The following is a 19,407-nucleotide window of genomic DNA, read 5'->3' on the forward strand; positions in this document are numbered from 1 at the left end:
GCGACGGTAACGAAGTGATCGCGGGGGTGGCAAGCCGTAGTTCGTCCGGCGGACGTTATGTGAGTGGCATCACAGTGCAAACCGGGGCAAATTGGGACATGCCCCAGCGGCCGGAGTTCCAAACACTGTTTTCCGACACGTCACGAGTCTGTTGCATCGCGGCAGCGTGGGATCCGGTGTCGGGGAGCGAGTGGGTACCTGTCATTCTGAACCGAGTGCTCCGCTCGAACGTGGCGCCCGCCACGTCCCGGGAGGGGAACTGTGAAGTCGTTCCCGGACCTACGCGCGCGTGACCTGTGCCACATGGGACTGCCGCGCGTGATCCGCGGCCCGGCCGAGAAACTAGAGTCCGAAACGACCCGCTCGATACCCCGGAGCGGGCGTGAACGCAGACGAGACGGTGAGCAGATGGATCTCTTCGAATATCAGGCGAAGGAACTCTTCGCCAAGCATGACGTGCCGACGTCGGCCGGCCGTGTTACCGACACTGTCGCCGGTGCCCGCGAGATCGCGGAGGAAATCGGGAAGCCGGTCATGGTCAAGGCCCAGGTCAAGGTCGGCGGCCGCGGCAAGGCCGGTGGCGTGAAGTACGCCGCCACCGCAGACGACGCGCAGACCCACGCCGAGAACATCCTCGGGCTCGACATCAAGGGTCACATCGTCAAGAAGCTCCTGGTCGCCGAGGCCAGTGACATCGCGGAGGAGTACTACATCTCCTTCCTGCTCGACCGCACCAACCGCACCTACCTGGCGATGTGCTCGGTCGAGGGCGGCATGGAGATCGAAGAGGTCGCCGCCACCAAGCCGGAGCGCCTCGCCAAGGTCCCCGTCGACGCCGTCAAGGGTGTCGACCTCGCGTTCGCGCGCGAGATCGCCGAGAAGGGCCACCTGCCCGCCGAGGTCCTCGACGCCGCAGCCGTGACCATCCAGAAGCTGTGGGAGGTCTTCGTCAAGGAAGACGCTCTTCTCGTGGAGGTCAACCCCCTCGTCCGTACCCCGGACGACCAGATCCTCGCCCTCGACGGCAAGGTCACCCTGGATGCCAACGCCGACTTCCGTCAGCCCGGCCACGCCGAGTTCGAGGACAAGGACGCCACGGATCCCCTCGAGCTCAAGGCCAAGGAGAACGACCTCAACTACGTCAAGCTCGACGGCGAGGTCGGAATCATCGGTAACGGCGCCGGCCTGGTCATGTCGACCCTCGACGTCGTCGCCTACGCAGGCGAGAAGCACGGCGGCGTCAAGCCCGCCAACTTCCTCGACATCGGTGGCGGCGCCTCTGCGGCCGTCATGGCTGCCGGTCTCGACGTCATCCTGAACGACGCTCAGGTCAAGAGCGTGTTCGTCAACGTCTTCGGTGGCATCACCGCGTGCGACGCGGTCGCGAACGGCATCGTCAAGGCCCTCGAGATCCTCGGCGACGAGGCCAACAAGCCGCTGGTCGTCCGCCTCGACGGCAACAACGTCGACGAAGGTCGCCGCATCCTCGCCGAGGCCAACCACCCGCTGGTCACGGTCGTCGCCACCATGGACGAGGCTGCCGACAAGGCGGCCGAACTCGCCTTCGCAGCGAAGTAAAGGGACACACAGAACAATGGCAATCTTCCTTACCAAGGATTCCAAGGTCATCGTCCAGGGCATCACCGGCGGCGAGGGCACCAAGCACACCGCGCTCATGCTCAAGGCCGGCACCCAGGTCGTCGGCGGCGTGAACGCCCGCAAGGCCGGCACGACGGTCTCGCACACCGACAAGGACGGCAACCCGGTCGAGCTCCCCGTCTTCGGCTCCGTCGCCGAGGCCATGAAGGAGACCGGCGCCGATGTCTCGATCGCATTCGTTCCCCCGGCCTTCTCGAAGGACGCCATCGTCGAGGCCATCGACGCGGAGATCCCGCTGCTCGTGGTCATCACCGAGGGCATCCCGGTGCAGGACTCCGCCTACGCTTGGGCGTACAACGTCCAGAAGGGCAACAAGACCCGCATCATCGGCCCCAACTGCCCCGGCATCATCACCCCGGGTGAGGCGCTCGTCGGCATCACCCCGGCGAACATCGCCGGCAAGGGTCCGGTCGGCCTCGTCTCGAAGTCGGGCACCCTGACCTACCAGATGATGTTCGAGCTGCGCGAGTACGGCTTCTCGACCGCCATCGGCATCGGCGGCGACCCGGTCATCGGCACCACCCACATCGATGCCATCGAGGCGTTCGAGAAGGACCCGGAGACCAAGGTCATCGTCATGATCGGCGAGATCGGCGGCGACGCCGAGGAGCGCGCGGCCGATTACATCAAGGCCAACGTGACCAAGCCCGTCGTCGGCTACGTCGCAGGCTTCACCGCTCCCGAGGGCAAGACCATGGGCCACGCCGGCGCCATCGTCTCGGGCTCCTCGGGCACCGCTCAGGCCAAGAAGGACGCTCTCGAGGCGGCCGGCGTGAAGGTTGGCAAGACGCCGTCCGAGACCGCTGCGCTCGCTCGCGAGATCCTGCAGTCGCTCTGACAGCAGCGTCGCCTTCCGTGCGCGCCTTCCGGTGGCGTTCCGCCATCGGGAGGCGCGCACGCGCCGTTTCAGGAGTCGATCCAGTCGACTCCCGCGGGTTCGAGTTCGCCCGCCCCGGACGTCAGTGACGCCACCCAGCCCTCCAGTTCGCTCCGCTCGCGCCCCGCGACGGTGAGGACCACCCGGTCCGCATAGGCCACGTCGAGCACTGCGACCCCGCGGCCGCGCAGTTCCGCCTCCACGCGACCCGCTTCGCCGTGATCGATCGCGAGGGTGAACTTCTCCTGCTGCCTGCGCTCGACGAGGGGCGCCTCGTCCAAGGCCGTCGCGACCACACCCGAGTACGCGCGCACCAGCCCGCCCGCGCCGAGCTTGACCCCTCCGAACCATCGGGTTACCACCACCGCGACGTTCACCAGATCCCGGTGGTGCAGGACCTGCAGCATCGGGATGCCGGCCGTGCCGCCCGGCTCCCCGTCGTCGCTCGACCGCTCGGCACGCGCCGACGGGTCGTCACCCACCACGAACGCCCAGCAGTGATGTCGGGCATCGGGATACAGTCGGCGTTGTTCGTCGACGAAGGCGAGCGCGGCGTCGGCCGTGTCGACACGACGAACCGCGGCGAGGAAACGCGAGTGCTTCACCTCCGTCTCGACCACGACGTCGGGGCCCGGGGCGAGAGTGTGCGGCATGGACCCCATTCTCTCGGGTAGTCCCTAGGCTGTTGACTGCAGGACGAGTGACCGACACACACCGATCGACGGCAGGAGAATCGATGACATTCCCCGCAGGCGCATCCGCCCAGAGCAAGGTGGTGCCGTTGTTGCTGCCACTCGCGGTGGCCGTGCTCGGTGCCGTGAACTTCCTCCTCGGCCTCACGCCCTTCGTGAACATCACCTTCGGCTCGCAGGTGGCGCTCACGTCCTTCGATTTCGGCTTCGCCGTCGTGCCGCTGGCCTTCCTGCTCTTCGGCGGTGTGAGCGCGGCGCTGTCGCTGCTCCCCGGCCAGGACCTGCGTGCGGTGGCCGTCGCGGCGTCGGGCGTCGGTTTCGTGACATCCCTGTTCCAGCTCTTCCATCTGCCCGAGGACACCGGGATCGCGTGGGGCGGCGTGACGATCCTCGTCCTCGGTTTCCTGCAGTTCGCGCTGGCGCTCGTCGCATTGCTGTTCGGCCTCGGCATCCTCGTGTCCGGCCGGTCGGGTGAGCGGAGTTCCTTCGGGTCGCCGCAGAGCGCCGGGCAGTACCAGGGATTCGGGACCGGTGCGGGAACAGGTCAGCCCCAGGGCTCCGGTTCGCCGCAGATTTACGGTCCGCAGGGATACGGCCAGCCCTACGGCTCGCAGCAGGGAGCCGTCGGGCAGTCCCAGTTCGGTGCGCCGCATCCCGGACACCAGGCGTATCCCGGACAGCAGACGTCGGGGGAGTACTCCGGCGCGCAGCAGTATTCGGGGTCGCAGCAGTACGGCGGTTCCCAGCAGTATCCGGACGCCCAGCAGTACGGCGGGCAGCAGTACAGCGGAGCCCAGCAGTTCCCCGGTTCCCAGCAGTTCCCGGGCGCTCAGCAGTTCCCGGGCGCTCAGCAGTTCCCGGGCGCTCAGCAGTACGGCGGGGGAGCACAGTATTCCGGTGCCCAGCAGTACGGCGCCGGCCAGCAGTACACGGGTGCGCAGCCGACCCAGCAGTACCCGGTCCAGGAACCGCACGGCGCTCAGGACTCGACGGACCACACCGACACCCGGGCGGACGGCCCAGCCACCCGGGCGGACGGCACAGTGTCCGATGACGACACGACGGGCACGGAACGTCGCGAGGAGACCGGGACCACTGCGACCGGCGACCAGGACGCCACGCAGGCCTTCCGCGCACCGGACGACCAGCGGTGATCGGCGCGCCTGACACCACGATCGCCGTGTCGGTGACACTCTCGAACCGATGACTTCGACGCTCGGCCGGTCCACCCGGCACGTTCCAACCGACGACGACAGCCTGGACCCGGAGCGGTTTCGCATCCTGCTCGGCACCGCCGCCCGCGTTCCGGCGGTGACGCTCGCCGTCGTGGCCACCATCGTGGTGACGACGATGGTCGTCGCCAACAGCGACCTCACCGGCATCTACGCTGCGATCGCCGGCACGTGGCTCGCACTGCACCAGGTGACGCTCACGATCGACGGCACGTCGCTCGGTGTGCTGCCGCTGCTGCCCACCGCGGTCCTGGTATGGCAGGCGGCGCGCGGGTGCGCGTCCGCGGCCGACGCGCTCGTCGAGAACAGTGGGTACGCCCTCGACCGTCAGGATGTCTCGCGCATCACCGTCGCCGTCCTCGCCGGCCCGCTACTGGTGACCGCGGCGTCGCTGATCGTGCTGCAGGATGCGGCGAGCGTGCTGCCGGTGACGCCTCCGAATGCAGCTGCCGCGCTCGCGTGGGTCACCGCCATCTACCTGGCCGCGGCTCTCATCGGTATCGGCTCCCGTGTGTGGAAGCCGCTGGTGCGCTACTACTCGGCTCCCGATTGGCTCGTGCTCGCCTTCCGTCCGGCACTGCGGGTGCTGCTGGGGATGTTCGCCCTCGGTGGGGTGGCGGTCGTCGCCGGACTGTTGTGGTCGTGGAACGTCGTCGGTGAACTGCTCGCGCGCGGGGATCACTGGACCGGCGTGCTGGGGCTGACGGTGATGTCGATCCTGTACCTGCCCAACGTCATCATCGGTGCCGCGGCCGTTCTGGCGGGCAGCACCGTGCACGTCGGCGACATCCACCTGAGCCTGTTCGAGGCGACGGGCGGTGACCTCCCGGCGCTGCCGGTGCTCGCGGCGGTCCCCTCGGGTCCGGCCGCAGCGTTCTGGCCGGTGCTGCTGGCCGTTCCGGCGACGGTCGGTGCGCTGCTCGGACGTTTCGCCGCGCAGCGAACCCTGCAGGCGAAGGCCGACGGTGCCCCGGTGGGCAGCGCCGACGCTTCATGGACGGTGCTCGCTGCCGCAGCGGGCGCCGGACTCGTCACGGCGCTGGCGACCTGGGTTGCGGGCGGCCCGCTCGGCGTCTTCGGCACGGTCGGCGCCAACTGGTGGCTCGCCGGCATCCTCGTCTTCGCCTGGTCGGGCCTGCTCGGCATCATCACGGCGCAGCTGCTCGTGTGGCGCGAAGGACGATTGGCCGCGGTGGCACTGCGCGCCGACACCGAGGTGGACGAGGAGACCTCGGAGGATGCGACGGACGCGGACGAGGCCGACGACGCCGCTGATGCAGGAGCCGACGGAGAACTCGAGGCGGCCGAGAACGAGACCTCGGCACTCGAAGCTCCTGTGGCAGAGGACACCACCGCCGCCGAGCGCGAGGTGGCAGAAGCCGACGAGGACGAAGCCGCCGCAGTCGACGAGGACGAGGCTGCCGAGGACGACGCGGAGAGCCTCGAAGAGGATGCGGACGCCGACGACGTCATCGACGCCGAGGTGGTCGAGGTCGTCGACGAGGATGACGCCGAGGACGACGACGAGCCCGCCGAGGAGGTCGCGAACAAGGCCGAAAAGGGTGCCGACTAGGCTCTCCTACGGCCGGTCGATCGGCCGACCCACCTCGACTTCACAGGAGTGGACCCTGACTGCCTCGCGTGACCAGCTGCCGCCCACCGCGCCGGCGCGGCTCGTCGTCCTCGCTTCGGGCACGGGCAGCCTCTTGCGTTCGCTGCTCGACGCCACCCGGACCGACGGATATCCCGCGACAGTCGTCGCTGTCGGTGTCGACCGCGAATGCCCCGCCGAAGGGCACGCCGCCGACGAGGGGATCCCCTCGTTCCGCGTCGCGTTGCGCGACTTCGAGGACCGCACCGCGTGGGACCGCGCGCTGACCGACGCGGTCGCCGCCCACGAACCCGACCTCGTGGTGTCCGCAGGCTTCATGAAGATCCTGGGTTCGGCGTTCCTGGAACGGTTCGCCGGCCGCATCATCAACACTCATCCCGCGCTGCTGCCGTCGTTCCCCGGCGCGCACGCCGTCGCCGACGCCCTGGCCTACGGCGTCAAGGTCACCGGTTCGACGGTGCATCTCGTCGACGGGGGAGTCGACACCGGACCGATCCTCGCGCAGGAAGCCGTGCAGGTGCTCGACGACGACGACGAGGACACCCTGCACGAGCGCATCAAGGTTGTGGAGCGGCGGCTGCTGGCCGAGATGGTCGCCGCCGTCGCCACCCGTGGAGTTGTTTCCGATGGACGAAAGGCCGTGATCCCCGGTGACCGAACGTAAGACTGTGCGCCGCGCGCTGGTCAGCGTGTACGACAAGAGCGGGCTGGTGGAGCTGGCGACAGGGCTCCACGCGGCAGGTGTCGAGCTGGTCTCGACCGGCTCCACGGCCAAGACCATCGCCGACGCAGGCGTGCCGGTGACGAAGGTCGAGGAACTGACCGGCTTCCCCGAGTGCCTCGAGGGCCGGGTGAAGACCCTGCACCCGCGCGTGCACGCCGGCATCCTCGCCGACACCCGCAAGCAGGACCACCTCGATCAGATCGCCGATCTGGGCATCGAGGCGTTCGAACTCGTCGTCGTGAACCTCTACCCGTTCACGCAGACGGTCGCCTCGGGTGCGAGCCCCGACGAGTGCGTCGAGCAGATCGACATCGGTGGCCCGTCGATGGTGCGTGCCGCGGCGAAGAACCACCCGTCGGTCGCAGTCGTCGTCGACCCGGCCGCCTACGGTGACGTGCTCGCCGCCGTCGAGGGTGGCGGTTTCACCCTCCAGCAGCGAAAGCGTCTTGCCGCGCAGGCGTTCCAGCACACCGCCGCCTACGACGTCGCGGTGGCGAGCTGGATGAACAGCGATTACGCGGCGCCCGAGGGCGACGAGTCGCAGTTCCCGGCGTGGACCGGCGCTACCTGGACCCGCGCGAATGTCCTTCGCTACGGCGAGAACCCGCACCAGGCCGCGGCCCTGTACGTGAACGAGGCCGGTGAGCCGGGGCTCGCGCAGGCCGAGCAGTTCCACGGCAAGGAGATGTCCTACAACAACTACCAGGACGCCGACGCCGCCTGGCGCGCCGCGCACGACCACAGCGAGCCGTGCGTCGCGATCATCAAGCACGCCAATCCGTGTGGCATCGCGATCGCCGACGACATCGCCACCGCGCACCGCAACGCGCACGAGTGCGATCCGGTCTCGGCCTTCGGTGGCGTCATCGCCGCCAACCGTGAGGTGAGCGTCGAGATGGCCGAGCAGGTCGCCGAGATCTTCACCGAGGTGATCATCGCCCCGTCGTACGCCGACGGTGCCGTCGACGTGCTCTCCCGCAAGAAGAACATCCGCATCCTGCGCGCCGATTCGCCGAAGTCGGCTCCGGTCGAGATCCGTCAGATCTCCGGCGGGCTGCTCCTGCAGGAGCGCGACGTGCTCACCGCGGACGGCGACTCCACCACCAACTGGCAGCTCGCGTGCGGCGAGGCAGCCGACGAGGCCACGCTGCGCGATCTCGAATTCGCCTGGCGCGCATGCCGTGCAGTGAAGTCCAACGCGATCCTGCTGGCCTCGGGCGGCGCGACCGTCGGTGTCGGCATGGGTCAGGTCAACCGCGTCGACTCGGCGCGACTCGCCGTCACCCGTGCGGGTGATCGCGTCGCCGGGTCGGTGGCCGCGTCGGATGCCTTCTTCCCGTTCGCCGACGGTCTACAGGTGCTGACCGAGGCCGGCGTGAAGGCGATCGTGCAGCCGGGTGGCTCGGTGCGCGACAACGAGGTCATCGAGGCCGCTCGCGAGGCCGGCGTGACGCTGTACCTCACCGGCGCGCGGCACTTCGCGCACTAGTCACGAACACACACGCGCGGCACCCACGCGCATCGTCGCTCAGGCGGCGTGCGCGTGGGTGCCGTTGTCGTGCGCGGTGGGTTCGACGGTGCGCTTGCCGCGCCCCTCGGAGATGACGAGCTTGGCAGCGCCGCGGTCGAGCAGCTCGCGGATGAGATCCGCGGAGGCGGCGCCGCTCTCGGTACCGCCGACCCGGCTCAGGTCGATGGTGATGGCGTGACCGGTGAGGTCGTCGGGCAGTTCGGTCGACACGGTGCCGCCGGATTCGATTCTCAGTTTCATGGTGTTTCTCCTGTCGAGGTGATCTTGTACGGGTCGCGGTCGGGGATAGAGAAAGGGCACCCGGGGCGTATGTGCCCCGAGTGCCCGAGAACGAGTCGTCGTGTGACTTCTATTCTCGGGATCGCTCCGCCGCGAAGTGGAAGAAGAAGTGAGAAAACGGTACGGAACAACCGGCTACGTACATGTGCTTGTATCGCATCGGACCGTACCTTTCTCATGTGAACCAGTTGGTTAACGGATGACCATACACGAACAACGCGGAATGGACATTTGTTATTTCCGCGTCGTCCGTGCGTGGGGGTGGGCCGATCAGCCCCTCAGCTTGTCGAGCCACGCCTCGAAACCGGACGTGAACTCGTCGGAGAAGGGCAGGTCGGCGACGTAGTCGGCGCCCGTCGACTGCTGGTCGCCGATGTCCTTGAGCACGTGGTTGGTGCGCGTCATGCGCAGCGACGTCAGACGGGTGTGGACGAGTGCCGCGTCGAGCGCGTCGACGTCCTCGACCCGCACCTGGATGTCCTTGGACGAGACCGCGGTGAGCACCGGCAGGTCGCCGGCGACCTGTGCGGCGAGCATCCGCGGATCGAGCGCGTCCTCCTCGGCGAGTGCCTTCGCGTTGGTGGGGACGAGCCCGGCGTTGCGCAGCGGCTCGGGGAGAGTGTCGCTGAGGGTGCCGTCGGCGCGGAGCGACTCGACCGCGCCGGTGAGCGCGACCCGCAGTTCATCGGCGATCTGGACGGGAAGTTGTCCCGCGGCGACGACGGCGTCGAGCTGTGCGTCGATCTGGGCGGTCAGCAGGTCGAGCAGGCGCACGGCGAGCGGTTCGAGCAGGCCGAGTCCGGCGATCGAGTCGTTGTCCTGGGCGAGCGACAGCGCGATCAGCGCGCCCTCGCTGTGCCCGACGACGTAGAGCCGCGCCGGGTCGACCCCGCGCTGCGAACCGAGGAAGGCGAGCGCGTCGGCGGCGCCGTCGATGAAGGTCGAGAAACCGAGATCGGCGACGTCCTCGACGCTGTACGGGCCGAGCGCGGTCACACCGCTGCCGAGCTTGTCGTAGCGCAGACTCGCGAATCCCTTGCGTTCGAGCACGTCGGCGAGATGCCGCAGGGTGCCGATCGATCCGGGGAGCAGTGCGCTGTCGCCGTTGCGGTCGGTGGGACCGCTGCCGGCGAGCAGCAGCACGGCGGGCACCGGACCCCTCATGGAGACGGGTACCCGCAGGCTGCCGTGCAGGGTCACGTCGCCGCTGGAAAAGGTGATCTCGGTGTCCGACATGTCATGTGTCTATCAGAAGTCGCCGGACCGGCCCGTGTCGAGGGCGCCGCGGTGTGGCGTCGGTTTCGTGCGTGACGAACGGGCCCGGCGTACCCGACGGTAGCCCCGTACGCCGAGCCATCCGAACAGCGCCAGCAGCGGGACGACGAGCAGGGGAGCGAGCAGCGCGATCAGCGACGTGACGAACGAGGCGACGCTCTCGACGATCGACAGCACCGGGTTGCCGAAACCGGCGGTGGTCGCGGTACTCGCGACCCGCGTGCCCGTCTGCGCCGTGCTCACCGCCAGGGCGGTCGGGGCGCCGATGACGATGCCCGCGAGTGCCGCCATCGCGGGATCGAGACTCGCGAAGGCCGCCCACGCCGCAAGCGCACCCGCGACCGGCCGGGTCACCGTGCCGAGGGCGGACAGTGCGTTGTCCACGAGCGGCACGAGGTCGGCGACGACCTCCACGGCGGTGGCGATCGTCAGGGCGACGAGCGCCGAGGTGGACCCGAGCCACTGCATCGATTCGTTGAGGACGACCCCGAAGAGTTCGAAGTGGACCGCGGCCGACAGGAGCAGCAGCGGCAGGAAGGTGCGCAGCCCGGTGGCGGCCGCGAGCCCCAGCCCGAGCAGGGCCGCCAGGATCCAGGTGTCCATGCGGCGAGTGTAGGCGGACCGGTCGCGGGATCGCGGATGCCGAAACGGCGGTTCGGTCGTACCTTGGGTGAGGTGACGTCACCCACACCGCGCCCCTCCACGGTCGGCGAGCTCCGCGCCTCCGGCCACGTGCAACGGTCCGTCAAGAACGAGATCCGGCACAACCTGCTCGCTGCGCTGCGCGACGGTACCGATCCGTGGCCCGGCATCCTCGGTTTCGAGGACACCGTCGTCCCGCAGCTCGAACGCGCCCTCATCGCCGGTCACGACGTGGTCCTGCTCGGCGAACGCGGTCAGGGCAAGACCCGCCTGCTACGTACCCTGCCGCTGCTGCTCGACGAATGGACCCCGGTCATCGCCGGTTCGGAGCTCGGCGAGCATCCCTACGAGCCCATCACCCCGGCGTCGATCCGCCGGGCCGCCGAACTCGGCGACGACCTGCCCGTCGCGTGGCGGCACCGCAGCGAGCGGTACGCCGAGAAGCTCGCGACGCCCGACACTTCGGTCGCCGACCTCGTCGGCGACGTCGACCCCGTGAAGGTCGCCGAGGGCCGCAGCCTCGGTGATCCGGAGACGATCCACTTCGGTCTCGTGCCCCGCGCGCACCGCGGCATCGTCGCCGTCAACGAACTGCCCGACCTGGCCGAACGCATCCAGGTGTCGCTGCTCAACGTCATGGAGGAACGCGACATCCAGGTGCGCGGTTACACGTTGCGCCTGCCCCTCGACGTGTTGCTCGTGGCGAGTGCGAACCCCGAGGACTACACGAATCGCGGCCGCATCATCACTCCGCTCAAGGACCGCTTCGGAGCGGAGATCCGCACGCACTACCCGACGCGACTCGAGGACGAGATCGCCGTCATCGAGCAGGAGGCGCATCTGCAGGCCCGCGTCCCCGACTATCTGCTCGAGATCCTGGCACGGTTCACCCGGCTGCTGCGCGAATCGACGTCCGTCGACCAGCGTTCGGGTGTCTCTGCACGGTTCGCCGTCGCCGGCGCCGAGACCGTCTCGGCCGCGGCCCTGCATCGCGGTGCGGTCCTCGGCGAGGACGATCCGGTCGCGCGTCCCGTCGATCTCGGCACCGTCGTGGAGGTGCTCCGAGGCAAGGTCGAGTTCGAATCCGGCGAGGAAGGAAGGGAATTCGAGGTCCTCGATCATCTCCTCCGGCGCGCGACGGCCGAAACGGCCCGCTCGCGACTCGCGGGCGTCGATCTCGGGCCGCTCGTCTCCGCCGTCGAGCAGGGCGAGCCGGTGGTCACCGGTGAGCGGATCACCGCGAAGGTGCTGCTCGACGAACTCCCCGAACTGCCTGTGCTCGATGCCGTCGCCGAACGGCTCGGTGCCACCGACACCGGAAGTCGCGCTGCGGCAGTGGAACTCGCCCTCGAAGGTCTGTATCTGGCACGGCGCATCGCCAAGGACACCGGCGACGACGGCTCGGCGGTGTACTCCCGATGAGCAGGTCCGCCCGCTACGGTCCGTATACCGGGGGCGATCCGCTCGCCCCACCGGTGGACCTGCGCGACGCGCTCGCCGCGATCGGCGACGACGTCATGGCCGGCGCCTCACCCAAGCGCGCCCTGCGGGAGTTGCTGCGCCGCGGTCACGACGGTATGCGTGGCCTCGACAAGCTTGCCGCGCAGGCGAATCGGCGTCGACGGCAGCTGCTCGACCGCACCAACCTCGACGGCACCCTCCAGGAGGTGCGCGAGCTTCTCGATCGCGCCGTGCTCGAGGAACGCAAAGAACTGGCCAGGGCCCTCGACGACGACGCGCGGTTCGCCGAGATGCGGATCGAGGAACTGCCGCCGTCGACGGCGCAGGCCGTGCAGGAACTCGCCGACTACGACTGGCGCAGCGCGCAGGCCCGACAGGATTACGAGAAGATCCGCGACCTGCTCGGCCGGGAGATGCTCGACCAGCGCTTCTCCGGGATGAAGCAGGCGCTCGAGGGGGCCACCGACGAGGACCGGCAACGCATCTCGGAGATGCTCGAGGACCTCAACGACCTGCTCGACAAGCACTCCCGCGGTGAGGACACCGAGGAGGACTTCGAGCAGTTCATGGCCCAGCACGGCGAGTTCTTCCCGGAGAACCCGCAGAACGTCGAGGAACTGCTCGACTCCCTCGCACAGCGGGCCGCGGCGGCGCAGCGGCTGCGCAACTCCCTCACCCCCGAGCAACGCGACGAACTCGACGCTCTCGCACAGCAGGCGTTCGGATCCCCGGATCTGATGAGCCGGCTCGACCGTCTCGACGGCCACCTGCGGGCCGCGCGTCCCGGCGAGGACTGGACCGGCTCCGAGCAGGTGCGCGGCGAACAGGGCATGGGTCTCGGCGAGGCCACCTCGGCGCTGCAGGAGTTGTCCGAACTCGACCAGCTCGCCGAGCAGCTGTCGCAGCAGTACGCCGGGGCGTCCCTCGACGACATCGACCTCGACGCGCTCGCCCGTCATCTCGGACCCGAGGCCGCGGCCGATGCACGCACCCTCGCCGAGCTCGAGAAAGAACTGCAGCGACAGGGCTTCTTCGACCGCGGTGCCGACGGGCAGTGGCGACTGTCGCCCAAGGCCATGCGCCGGCTCGGCGAAGCGGCGCTGCGCGACGTCGTCAACCGCATCTCGTCGCGCACCGGGCAACGCGAGTCGCGGCGGGCGGGTGTGCTCGGCGAACCGACCGGCGCGTCGAAGGCATGGGAGTTCGGCGACACCGAACCGTGGGACGTCGTACGGACCCTCACCAACGCGACCCTGCGCAGTCCCGGTCTGCCGGTGCGGATGTCGGTGCAGGACGTCGAGGTGATCGAGACCGAGCAGCGGACGCAGGCGGCGGTCGCGCTGCTCGTCGACACGTCGTTCTCGATGGTCATGGACGGTCGCTGGGTGCCGATGAAACGCACGGCCCTCGCGCTCGACCATCTCGTGTCCACGCGCTTCCGCGGGGATGCGCTGCAGCTCATCGCGTTCGGCCGGCACGCCCGTGTGGTGTCGGCGCCCGAACTCGCCGGGCTCGACGGCGTCTACGAGCAGGGCACCAATCTGCACCACGCCCTGATGCTCGCGGGTCGTCACTTGCGTCGACATCCCAACGCGCAGCCGGTGGTCTTCGTCGTCACCGATGGTGAACCCACCGCTCACCTCGAACCGGACGGCTTCGCGGCCTTCGACTACCCGCCGAGCGCACGCACGCTGGGGCTGACGGTGCGCGAACTCGACCACATCGCGCGGCTCGGCGCCCAGGTCACGATCTTCCGGCTCGGCAGCGATCCGGGGCTCGCGCGGGTCGTCGACGTGCTGGCGCGTCGCGTCGGGGGACGAGTGGTCGCGCCCGATGTCGACGGTCTCGGGGCGGCGGTCGTCGCCGACTACGTGCGGGCCCGTCGGCGGTCGTAGGAACTCGGCGCGAGGCGCCCCGGGAACTCAGTGGCGCACCGACCGCCACGTGGTCGTCGCGGCGGCGGACAGCAGGGCGGCGGTCACCCAGAAGATCGACGCGACACCGGCGACCCCGGCGATCGCGCCGGCCACCATGGGCACCGCGACCTGCCCGAGACGGTTGCCGGTCAATCGCACCGCCAGCGCCGACGCGCGGTCGGCCGGTGCGACGAGTTCGACCACCCACGTCATCGTCAGGGGTTGGCCGACGCCCCAGAACATTCCGCACACGGCGAGCAACGCGCCGATGACCCAGGGATTCGGCACGAGCGGCAGCAGCGCGACCGGCACGATGGTCCCGGCGGTCGCGGAGACGAGCAGCCACCTGCGCGGAATCCGGCGCAACGCCCACGGCAGCAGAGCACGCGAGACGATCGACGCCATGGTGCGGGCGGTGAGCAGGATCGACACCAGGAGCACACCGAACCCGAACTGCTCACCGAGCAACGGCAGGTAGGCCACGACCAGGTCGACCGAGGCGAGGACCACCAGGCTCGACAGCATTGCGGGCTTCATGCCCTTCGTCGCGAGCATCGACAGGATCGACTGCGGCGCGCCGTCCTCCGCGGTGCGACCGGAGCCGGGCGGCTCGCGGAGCCCCAGCACCAGCGGCAGGGAGAGCAGCGAAAACACCGTCATGACCAGCAACGCTCCAGTGGTCTCGACGGAGCCGTTGCCGTCGCCGGTGGTCGCGGCGATCACGCCGGCGACGGGCACACCGACGGCCTGACCGACCGACACACCCAGCGTGAGACCGGCGAACCCGCGATCCAGTTGCCCCGGCGGCGACAGGATCGACACGAATGCCTGCCCCGACACCGTGACGAGCAACTGTCCGAGACCGAGCACGACGTTGCCGGCGGCGAGCACGAACAATCCCGAACTGAGAGCGATCAACCCGGCACCGACCGTGGTGACGACGATGCCCGAACGCAGAATGGCGGTCGTGTGCCCGCGGTCCACGACACGTCCCATCCGTACCGCCGCGATCAGCGGAACGATGGCGTAGAGCGCGGTGACGGCACCGATGGTCGTCGCGTCACCGCCCAGCGCGAGAATCCGGTAGGAGACCAGGACACGGATCGACTGGAATGCCGCGTGCAGCAGGGCCGTGGACAAGCACAGATACAGCAGCCAGTGACGCGGAGGATGCGGCATATGTCAGGCGCCGGCGGTCACGACCCGGTCGCCGAGCGGCGACTGCAAGGAGACCTCGAGGGCGCCGACGACGGCGACCATGATGCACATGCGGTCCTGCATCTCCGGCAGCGTGCCGCCGAGGAGCGTCACCGTCACCGTGTCGTCCGTTTCGGTGACGGTCGCGTCGACGCCGAAGCACTCGGGGGTGCCCGTCTCGAAGTGCAGGGCGAGCCGGTCGTCGCTCACCCGCGACCACGACAGGATCGTCAGCGGATGCGCATCGACGATGTCGGGTCGCGCCGAGAACGCCGTCGCCCCTGCCGGAACCGGTTCCTCGGGCAGCGCGGGGACGTCCGGTGTACCCGAACTCGATCCGCAGGCCGCGATGAGCAGGCACATCGCGAGGACGGTGATTCCCCGGCAAGCACGGACGACGGAACGCATGGTTCCCACGGTATTCCCGTGTCGCGTGTTCATCACGCCAGCAGGGCGGCGGTCACGCCGATCGCAGGGATGGAGGCGAGGGTGGTGACGAGGGCGGCGTCGCGGGCGAGCACCGTGCCGCGACCGTAAGCGCTCGCGTAGACGAACACGTTCTGCGCGGTGGGAAGCGCGGCGACCACCACGACGGCGAACAGCGCATGGCCGTCGAGGCCGAACACGAAACGCCCCATCAGATACGCGAGCACCGGCTGGGCGAAGATCTTGAGCACCGAGGCGAGCGCGATGTCGCGGCGCGGGCTCGTCCCCTTCTCGAGCACCCGGACGCCCTGCAGCGACAATCCGAACGCGAGCAGCGCACCGGGCACCGACGCGCCGCCGAGCAGATGGAACGGCTGCAGCAACGCCTCGGGAGGCGTCCACCCGCTGATCGCGATGGCGAGTCCGGCCGCGGCGGCCAGGACGATGGGGTTCTTGAACGGCGCGAGCAGGGTGTCGAGGAGCGAGACCCCGGCGCGCATCGTCGACAGGTCGAGCATCGTCAGCGCGATGGGGGAGAGCACGACGATCTGGAACAACAACAGGGGCGCGACGAACGACGCGTCGCCGAGCACGAAGACCGCAATGGGGATGCCGAGGTTCGCGGAGTTGACGTAGCCGGCGCACAGCGCGCCGATGGTCGCCTCGGGAACCGCACGTCGCAGCCAGAGCTTCGCGACGACGAAGTGCACGATCGCGACGGCGAACGCCGTGGCCGCTGCGATGTAGAGATTGGGCGAGAAGATCACCGACAGGTCGGACGTCGCGAGCACGTCGAACAGCAGCGCGGGGGTGGCGACGAAGAAGACGAGCCGGCTGAGCACCGTCTGCGCCTCGTGCCCGAGGGTGCCCAGGCGCCCCAGCGTGAAGCCGATGGCGATGATCACGAAGATGACACTGAACCCCGCGATCACACCCGACACGGTTGCCTAGTCTAAGGACCCCGGAGTGTCGTCCCGCCATCGGACCGCAGCGAGCGTCGAGACCGGTGTTGTTTGTGATTCTCGGCCGATCTTCGAAAACAACACCGGTCTCGGGTGCACATACGACGACGCCGCCCCTCCCGATGGGGAGAGGCGGCGTCGGAAGCTACGACCTACTTGCTGCTGACGTAGGGGAGCAAGGCCATCTCACGGGCGTTCTTCACCGCGACGGCCACCTGACGCTGCTGCTGCGGGGTCAGGCCCGTGACGCGACGGCTGCGGATCTTGCCGCGGTCGGAGATGAAGGTGCGGAGCAGATTGACGTCCTTGTAGTCGACGTACTCGATCTTCGCCGCGAAGAGGGGGTTCTTCTTGGGCTTGCGTCCCTCTACGGCACGCGACTTCTTCGACGGTCCTCGCTTGACTGCCATATCTCGCTCCTCACCAGCTCGACTTGTGGACGCCGGGTAGTTCCCCGCGGTGGGCGAGTTCACGCACACGCACTCGTGAGAGCCCGAACTTTCGCAGGTGGCCGCGCGGGCGGCCGTCCGCAGCGTCTCGATTGCGCAATCGTACCGGACTGGCGTCGCGGGGTAGACGCTGCAGTGCCCGCTGGGCTTCGCTGCGCTCTTCGGGCGAGGACGACGGTCGGCGCACGACCTCCTTCAGTTCCGCGCGGCGCTCGGCGTACCGGGCCACGATCGCCTTCCGTTGCTCGTTGCGTGCGATCTTCGATTTCTTCGCCACGACTACTTCTCCTCGCGGAAGTCGACGTGTCTGCGCAGCACGGGGTCGTACTTGCGCAGGACGAGACGGTCGGGATCGTTCCGGCGGTTCTTCCGGGTGACGTAGGTGTAGCCGGTCCCGGCGGTCGAGCGAAGCTTGACGACGGGCCGGATCTCGCTGCGTGCTGCCATCAGAACTTCTCCCCGCGGGCACGCAGACGTGCGACAACGCTCTCGATGCCGTCGCGGTCGACGATCTTGATGCCCTTGGTGGACAGGTTCAGCGCGACCCGGCGTCCGAGCGAGGGTACGAAATAGGTTCTGCGCTGGATGTTCGGGTTCCACCGCCGGTTGGTGCGGACATGGGAGTGCGATACGGATCTCCCGAAACCGGGTCGCCGCCCGGTGAGTTGGCACGTGGCCGACACGTCGGCTCCTTTCGTAGGTAACGACAATCATTTTCGACAAAGTGCGCCGCCAACTGTACGCTTCGACATTGTTAATGACAATCGTTATCGAAAGGGATGCTGTGGACATCAGGACGCCGCTCGTCATCGTCTGCGGATGGCGCGGACGGACTGCGCAGGCCGCGCGGTCACTACTGCGTCCGGGCACCGCGGTCGTCCACCATGACCTGTCCGGTCTCGACCAGGGCGTACTCCGCCGCTCCGTGCTCACCGTCGAGGATGAACGCACCGAGATCCTCGAACTCGCGCACGGGTGCGTCTCCTGCACACTGCGCGAGGATCTGCTGCCGCTTCTGCGCCGCATGCGCGACTACAGCAGCGTCGACCGGATCGTGCTGCACCTCGACCCGCAACTCGAACCCGAGGCATTGTGCTGGGCAGTCGAACATGTCGTGGTGAGCGGGATCGTCGGTCGTGTCGACGGACCCGCGTCCCTCGATGTCCGGGTGGACGGCGTCGTGACCTGCCTCGACGCCGCAACCTGGCTCGAGGACGCGACGGGCGACGACGAACTGAACGAGCGTGTCGACGACGACCGCACCCTGGCGCAGGTCGTCGTCGGCCAGGTCGAGTTCGCCGATGCGCTGGTGGTGCTCCCCGGAGCGGACGGCTGGCAGCAGGCGCGCCTGCACGCGGTGCTCACCCGACTCGCCCCGGACGCGCCGATCGCGTGGGCGGGGGAACCGGACGTCGAGCGGCTCCTCCGGGAGATACCCGCCACCGCTCGTCGGGGGGCGATCGACGGGGCGCACTCGCCTCTCCTGCGAGGTCAACCGCCTCTCGACGACGACTGCGGAATCCGCCTCGTCGAGTTCTCCGCCGACCGGCCGTTCCATCCGGAACGTCTCCACCACGCGATCGACGTGCTGCTCGACGGCGTCGTGCGCGCCCGCGGGCGACTGTGGGTCGCCACCCAACCCGACAATGCGCTGCTCGTCGAATCAGCCGGTGGAGGACTGCGGGTCGCTCACGCGGGGCCATGGCTCGCGTCGATGACTCCCGATCAGCAGCGCGAGATCCCGGCGGAACGCCGCGCGATGGCGTCGCTGCGCTGGGACGAACGCTACGGCGACCGGGACACGAGCATCGTCGTCCTCGTCCACGACGCCGACTCGGAACTCATCGACCGCACGCTGCGCGCGGCGGTCGTGACAGACGACGAGTTCGCCCGCCCCGATCTGTGGCCGACCTGGCGCGACCCCTTCGGCCGATTCCACGAAGACCCTTGTGACGACCTCCCGGCAGACCGCCGCGACAACGAGAGAGAAGGACACCGATGAAATCAGGCCTGCATCCCGACTACCACCCCGTGGTCTTCCAGGACGCCAACACCGGCGCCACCTTCCTGACCCGCTCCACCGCGACATCCGAACGCACGACCGTCTGGTCGGACGGCCTTACCTACCCGCTGATCGTCGTCGACGTCACAAGCGACTCGCATCCGTTCTGGACGGGCGCCGCCCGCCTGCTCGACACCGCCGGTCGCGTCGAGAAGTTCGAACGCAAGTACGGCCGGCGCCGACCCTGATCCCGCACGTCCCGACATCGAAGGAGAACCACATGGCAGTCCCCAAACGCAGGAAGTCCCGCTCCAACACCCGTCACCGCCGGTCGCAGTGGACGGCGAAGGTCCCCGATCTCGTGCCGATCACGGTCGACGGAACGACCGTGAAGGTGCCCCGCAGGCTCGTCGAGGCCGTGCACAGGGGTGAGGTCGACCCGCGGACCGACTGAGTCGTAGGGCCCGCCGG

22 protein-coding genes are annotated in these 19,407 nt (G+C 68.8%); 11 read left to right on the forward strand and 11 right to left on the reverse strand.

Annotation, left to right across the window (positions count from 1 at the left end; all coding sequences use genetic code 11):
• Positions 1–408 precede the first annotated feature (408 nt).
• Complete coding sequence (sucC, locus tag KXC42_RS04975) at positions 409–1,578, forward strand: ADP-forming succinate--CoA ligase subunit beta (RefSeq protein ID WP_006553761.1); 1,170 nt, start codon at positions 409–411, stop codon at positions 1,576–1,578.
• Positions 1,579–1,594: 16 nt separating this feature from the next.
• Positions 1,595–2,497 carry a succinate--CoA ligase subunit alpha gene (gene sucD, locus KXC42_RS04980; RefSeq protein ID WP_006553762.1) on the forward strand — a complete coding sequence of 301 codons (903 nt, stop codon included), beginning with the start codon at positions 1,595–1,597 and terminating at the stop codon, positions 2,495–2,497.
• A 68-nt stretch (positions 2,498–2,565) separates the two neighbouring features.
• On the opposite strand, the gene KXC42_RS04985 is transcribed toward sucD, so the two are convergent.
• Entirely contained in the window at positions 2,566–3,189 is a 624-nt protein-coding gene (locus KXC42_RS04985; protein ID WP_071934479.1) for a YigZ family protein, read from the reverse strand.
• An 83-nt stretch (positions 3,190–3,272) separates the two neighbouring features.
• Between KXC42_RS04985 and KXC42_RS04990 the strand changes: the two genes are divergently transcribed.
• From KXC42_RS04990 to purH, 4 genes are read left to right on the forward strand one after another with little or no spacing between them, the layout of a single operon-like run.
• On the forward strand, positions 3,273–4,382 hold the full coding sequence (locus KXC42_RS04990) for a DUF5336 domain-containing protein (RefSeq protein ID WP_071934480.1): 1,110 nt from the start codon (positions 3,273–3,275) through the stop codon (positions 4,380–4,382).
• Positions 4,383–4,431: 49 nt separating this feature from the next.
• Positions 4,432–6,033: a DUF6350 family protein gene (locus KXC42_RS04995; RefSeq protein ID WP_071934481.1), complete on the forward strand. Its 1,602-nt coding sequence runs from the start codon at positions 4,432–4,434 to the stop codon at positions 6,031–6,033.
• Between the two features lie 55 nt (positions 6,034–6,088).
• Entirely contained in the window at positions 6,089–6,736 is a 648-nt protein-coding gene (gene purN / locus KXC42_RS05000; RefSeq protein ID WP_024103172.1) for a phosphoribosylglycinamide formyltransferase, read from the forward strand.
• A complete protein-coding gene (purH, locus tag KXC42_RS05005; protein ID WP_071934482.1) occupies positions 6,723–8,285 on the forward strand; it encodes a bifunctional phosphoribosylaminoimidazolecarboxamide formyltransferase/IMP cyclohydrolase in 1,563 nt (520 codons plus the stop codon). The genes purN and purH overlap by 14 nt, the downstream gene beginning before the upstream one ends.
• 39 nt (positions 8,286–8,324) lie before the next feature.
• Here the strand turns inward: purH and KXC42_RS05010 are convergent, their stop codons facing one another.
• The 3 genes from KXC42_RS05010 to KXC42_RS05020 form a co-directional block, all read right to left on the reverse strand.
• Positions 8,325–8,567, reverse strand: a complete 243-nt coding sequence (locus tag KXC42_RS05010; RefSeq protein WP_006553768.1) for a hypothetical protein — start codon at positions 8,565–8,567, stop codon at positions 8,325–8,327.
• A gap of 309 nt (positions 8,568–8,876) precedes the next feature.
• Positions 8,877–9,842: an alpha/beta hydrolase gene (locus tag KXC42_RS05015; RefSeq protein ID WP_039583540.1), complete on the reverse strand. Its 966-nt coding sequence runs from the start codon at positions 9,840–9,842 to the stop codon at positions 8,877–8,879.
• A gap of 12 nt (positions 9,843–9,854) precedes the next feature.
• Positions 9,855–10,484, reverse strand: coding sequence for a DUF4126 domain-containing protein (locus KXC42_RS05020; RefSeq protein WP_006553770.1), 630 nt, complete (start codon positions 10,482–10,484; stop codon positions 9,855–9,857).
• 72 nt (positions 10,485–10,556) lie between these two features.
• On the opposite strand from KXC42_RS05020, the gene KXC42_RS05025 reads away from it, so the two are divergent.
• A complete protein-coding gene (locus KXC42_RS05025; protein ID WP_039583560.1) occupies positions 10,557–11,945 on the forward strand; it encodes an ATP-binding protein in 1,389 nt (462 codons plus the stop codon).
• Positions 11,942–13,879: a VWA domain-containing protein gene (locus KXC42_RS05030; protein WP_071934484.1), complete on the forward strand. Its 1,938-nt coding sequence runs from the start codon at positions 11,942–11,944 to the stop codon at positions 13,877–13,879. Before KXC42_RS05025 ends, KXC42_RS05030 begins: the two co-directional genes overlap by 4 nt.
• A 27-nt stretch (positions 13,880–13,906) precedes the next feature.
• Here KXC42_RS05030 and KXC42_RS05035 read toward each other — a convergent pair whose 3' ends face one another.
• The 7 genes from KXC42_RS05035 to rpmB all read right to left on the reverse strand — a co-directional run bounded on the left by KXC42_RS05035 (position 13,907) and on the right by rpmB (position 17,617).
• Positions 13,907–15,079, reverse strand: a complete 1,173-nt coding sequence (locus tag KXC42_RS05035; RefSeq protein ID WP_006553773.1) for an MFS transporter — start codon at positions 15,077–15,079, stop codon at positions 13,907–13,909.
• A 3-nt stretch (positions 15,080–15,082) separates the two neighbouring features.
• Positions 15,083–15,505, reverse strand: a complete 423-nt coding sequence (locus KXC42_RS05040) for a hypothetical protein (protein ID WP_039958480.1) — start codon at positions 15,503–15,505, stop codon at positions 15,083–15,085.
• Between the two features lie 32 nt (positions 15,506–15,537).
• Positions 15,538–16,464 (reverse strand): AEC family transporter, encoded by a 927-nt coding sequence (locus KXC42_RS05045; RefSeq protein ID WP_071934485.1) that lies wholly within the window; start codon positions 16,462–16,464, stop codon positions 15,538–15,540.
• 173 nt (positions 16,465–16,637) lie between these two features.
• Positions 16,638–16,895: a 30S ribosomal protein S18 gene (gene rpsR / locus KXC42_RS05050; RefSeq protein ID WP_006553776.1), complete on the reverse strand. Its 258-nt coding sequence runs from the start codon at positions 16,893–16,895 to the stop codon at positions 16,638–16,640.
• A 10-nt stretch (positions 16,896–16,905) separates the two neighbouring features.
• Positions 16,906–17,211: a 30S ribosomal protein S14 gene (gene rpsN / locus KXC42_RS05055; protein WP_006553777.1), complete on the reverse strand. Its 306-nt coding sequence runs from the start codon at positions 17,209–17,211 to the stop codon at positions 16,906–16,908.
• Positions 17,212–17,213: 2 nt separating this feature from the next.
• A complete protein-coding gene (rpmG, locus tag KXC42_RS05060; protein ID WP_006553778.1) occupies positions 17,214–17,381 on the reverse strand; it encodes a 50S ribosomal protein L33 in 168 nt (55 codons plus the stop codon).
• On the reverse strand, positions 17,381–17,617 hold the full coding sequence (rpmB, locus tag KXC42_RS05065) for a 50S ribosomal protein L28 (RefSeq protein WP_033098235.1): 237 nt from the start codon (positions 17,615–17,617) through the stop codon (positions 17,381–17,383). The genes rpmG and rpmB overlap by 1 nt, the downstream gene beginning before the upstream one ends.
• Positions 17,618–17,718: 101 nt before the next feature.
• Here rpmB and mrf point away from each other — a divergent pair, with 101 nt between their 5' ends.
• The 3 genes from mrf to rpmF are packed head-to-tail and all read left to right on the forward strand — an operon-like array spanning position 17,719 to position 19,390.
• Positions 17,719–18,936 (forward strand): ribosome hibernation factor-recruiting GTPase MRF, encoded by a 1,218-nt coding sequence (mrf, locus tag KXC42_RS05070; RefSeq protein WP_033098236.1) that lies wholly within the window; start codon positions 17,719–17,721, stop codon positions 18,934–18,936.
• Positions 18,933–19,184: a type B 50S ribosomal protein L31 gene (locus KXC42_RS05075; protein WP_006553781.1), complete on the forward strand. Its 252-nt coding sequence runs from the start codon at positions 18,933–18,935 to the stop codon at positions 19,182–19,184. The genes mrf and KXC42_RS05075 overlap by 4 nt, the downstream gene beginning before the upstream one ends.
• Before the next feature lie 32 nt (positions 19,185–19,216).
• Positions 19,217–19,390: a 50S ribosomal protein L32 gene (rpmF, locus tag KXC42_RS05080; protein ID WP_006553782.1), complete on the forward strand. Its 174-nt coding sequence runs from the start codon at positions 19,217–19,219 to the stop codon at positions 19,388–19,390.
• Positions 19,391–19,407: the final 17 nt, after the last annotated feature.

It is taken from the genome of Rhodococcus sp. LW-XY12, assembly GCF_019317345.1.
GTDB lineage: Bacteria > Actinomycetota > Actinomycetes > Mycobacteriales > Mycobacteriaceae > Rhodococcus > Rhodococcus pyridinivorans.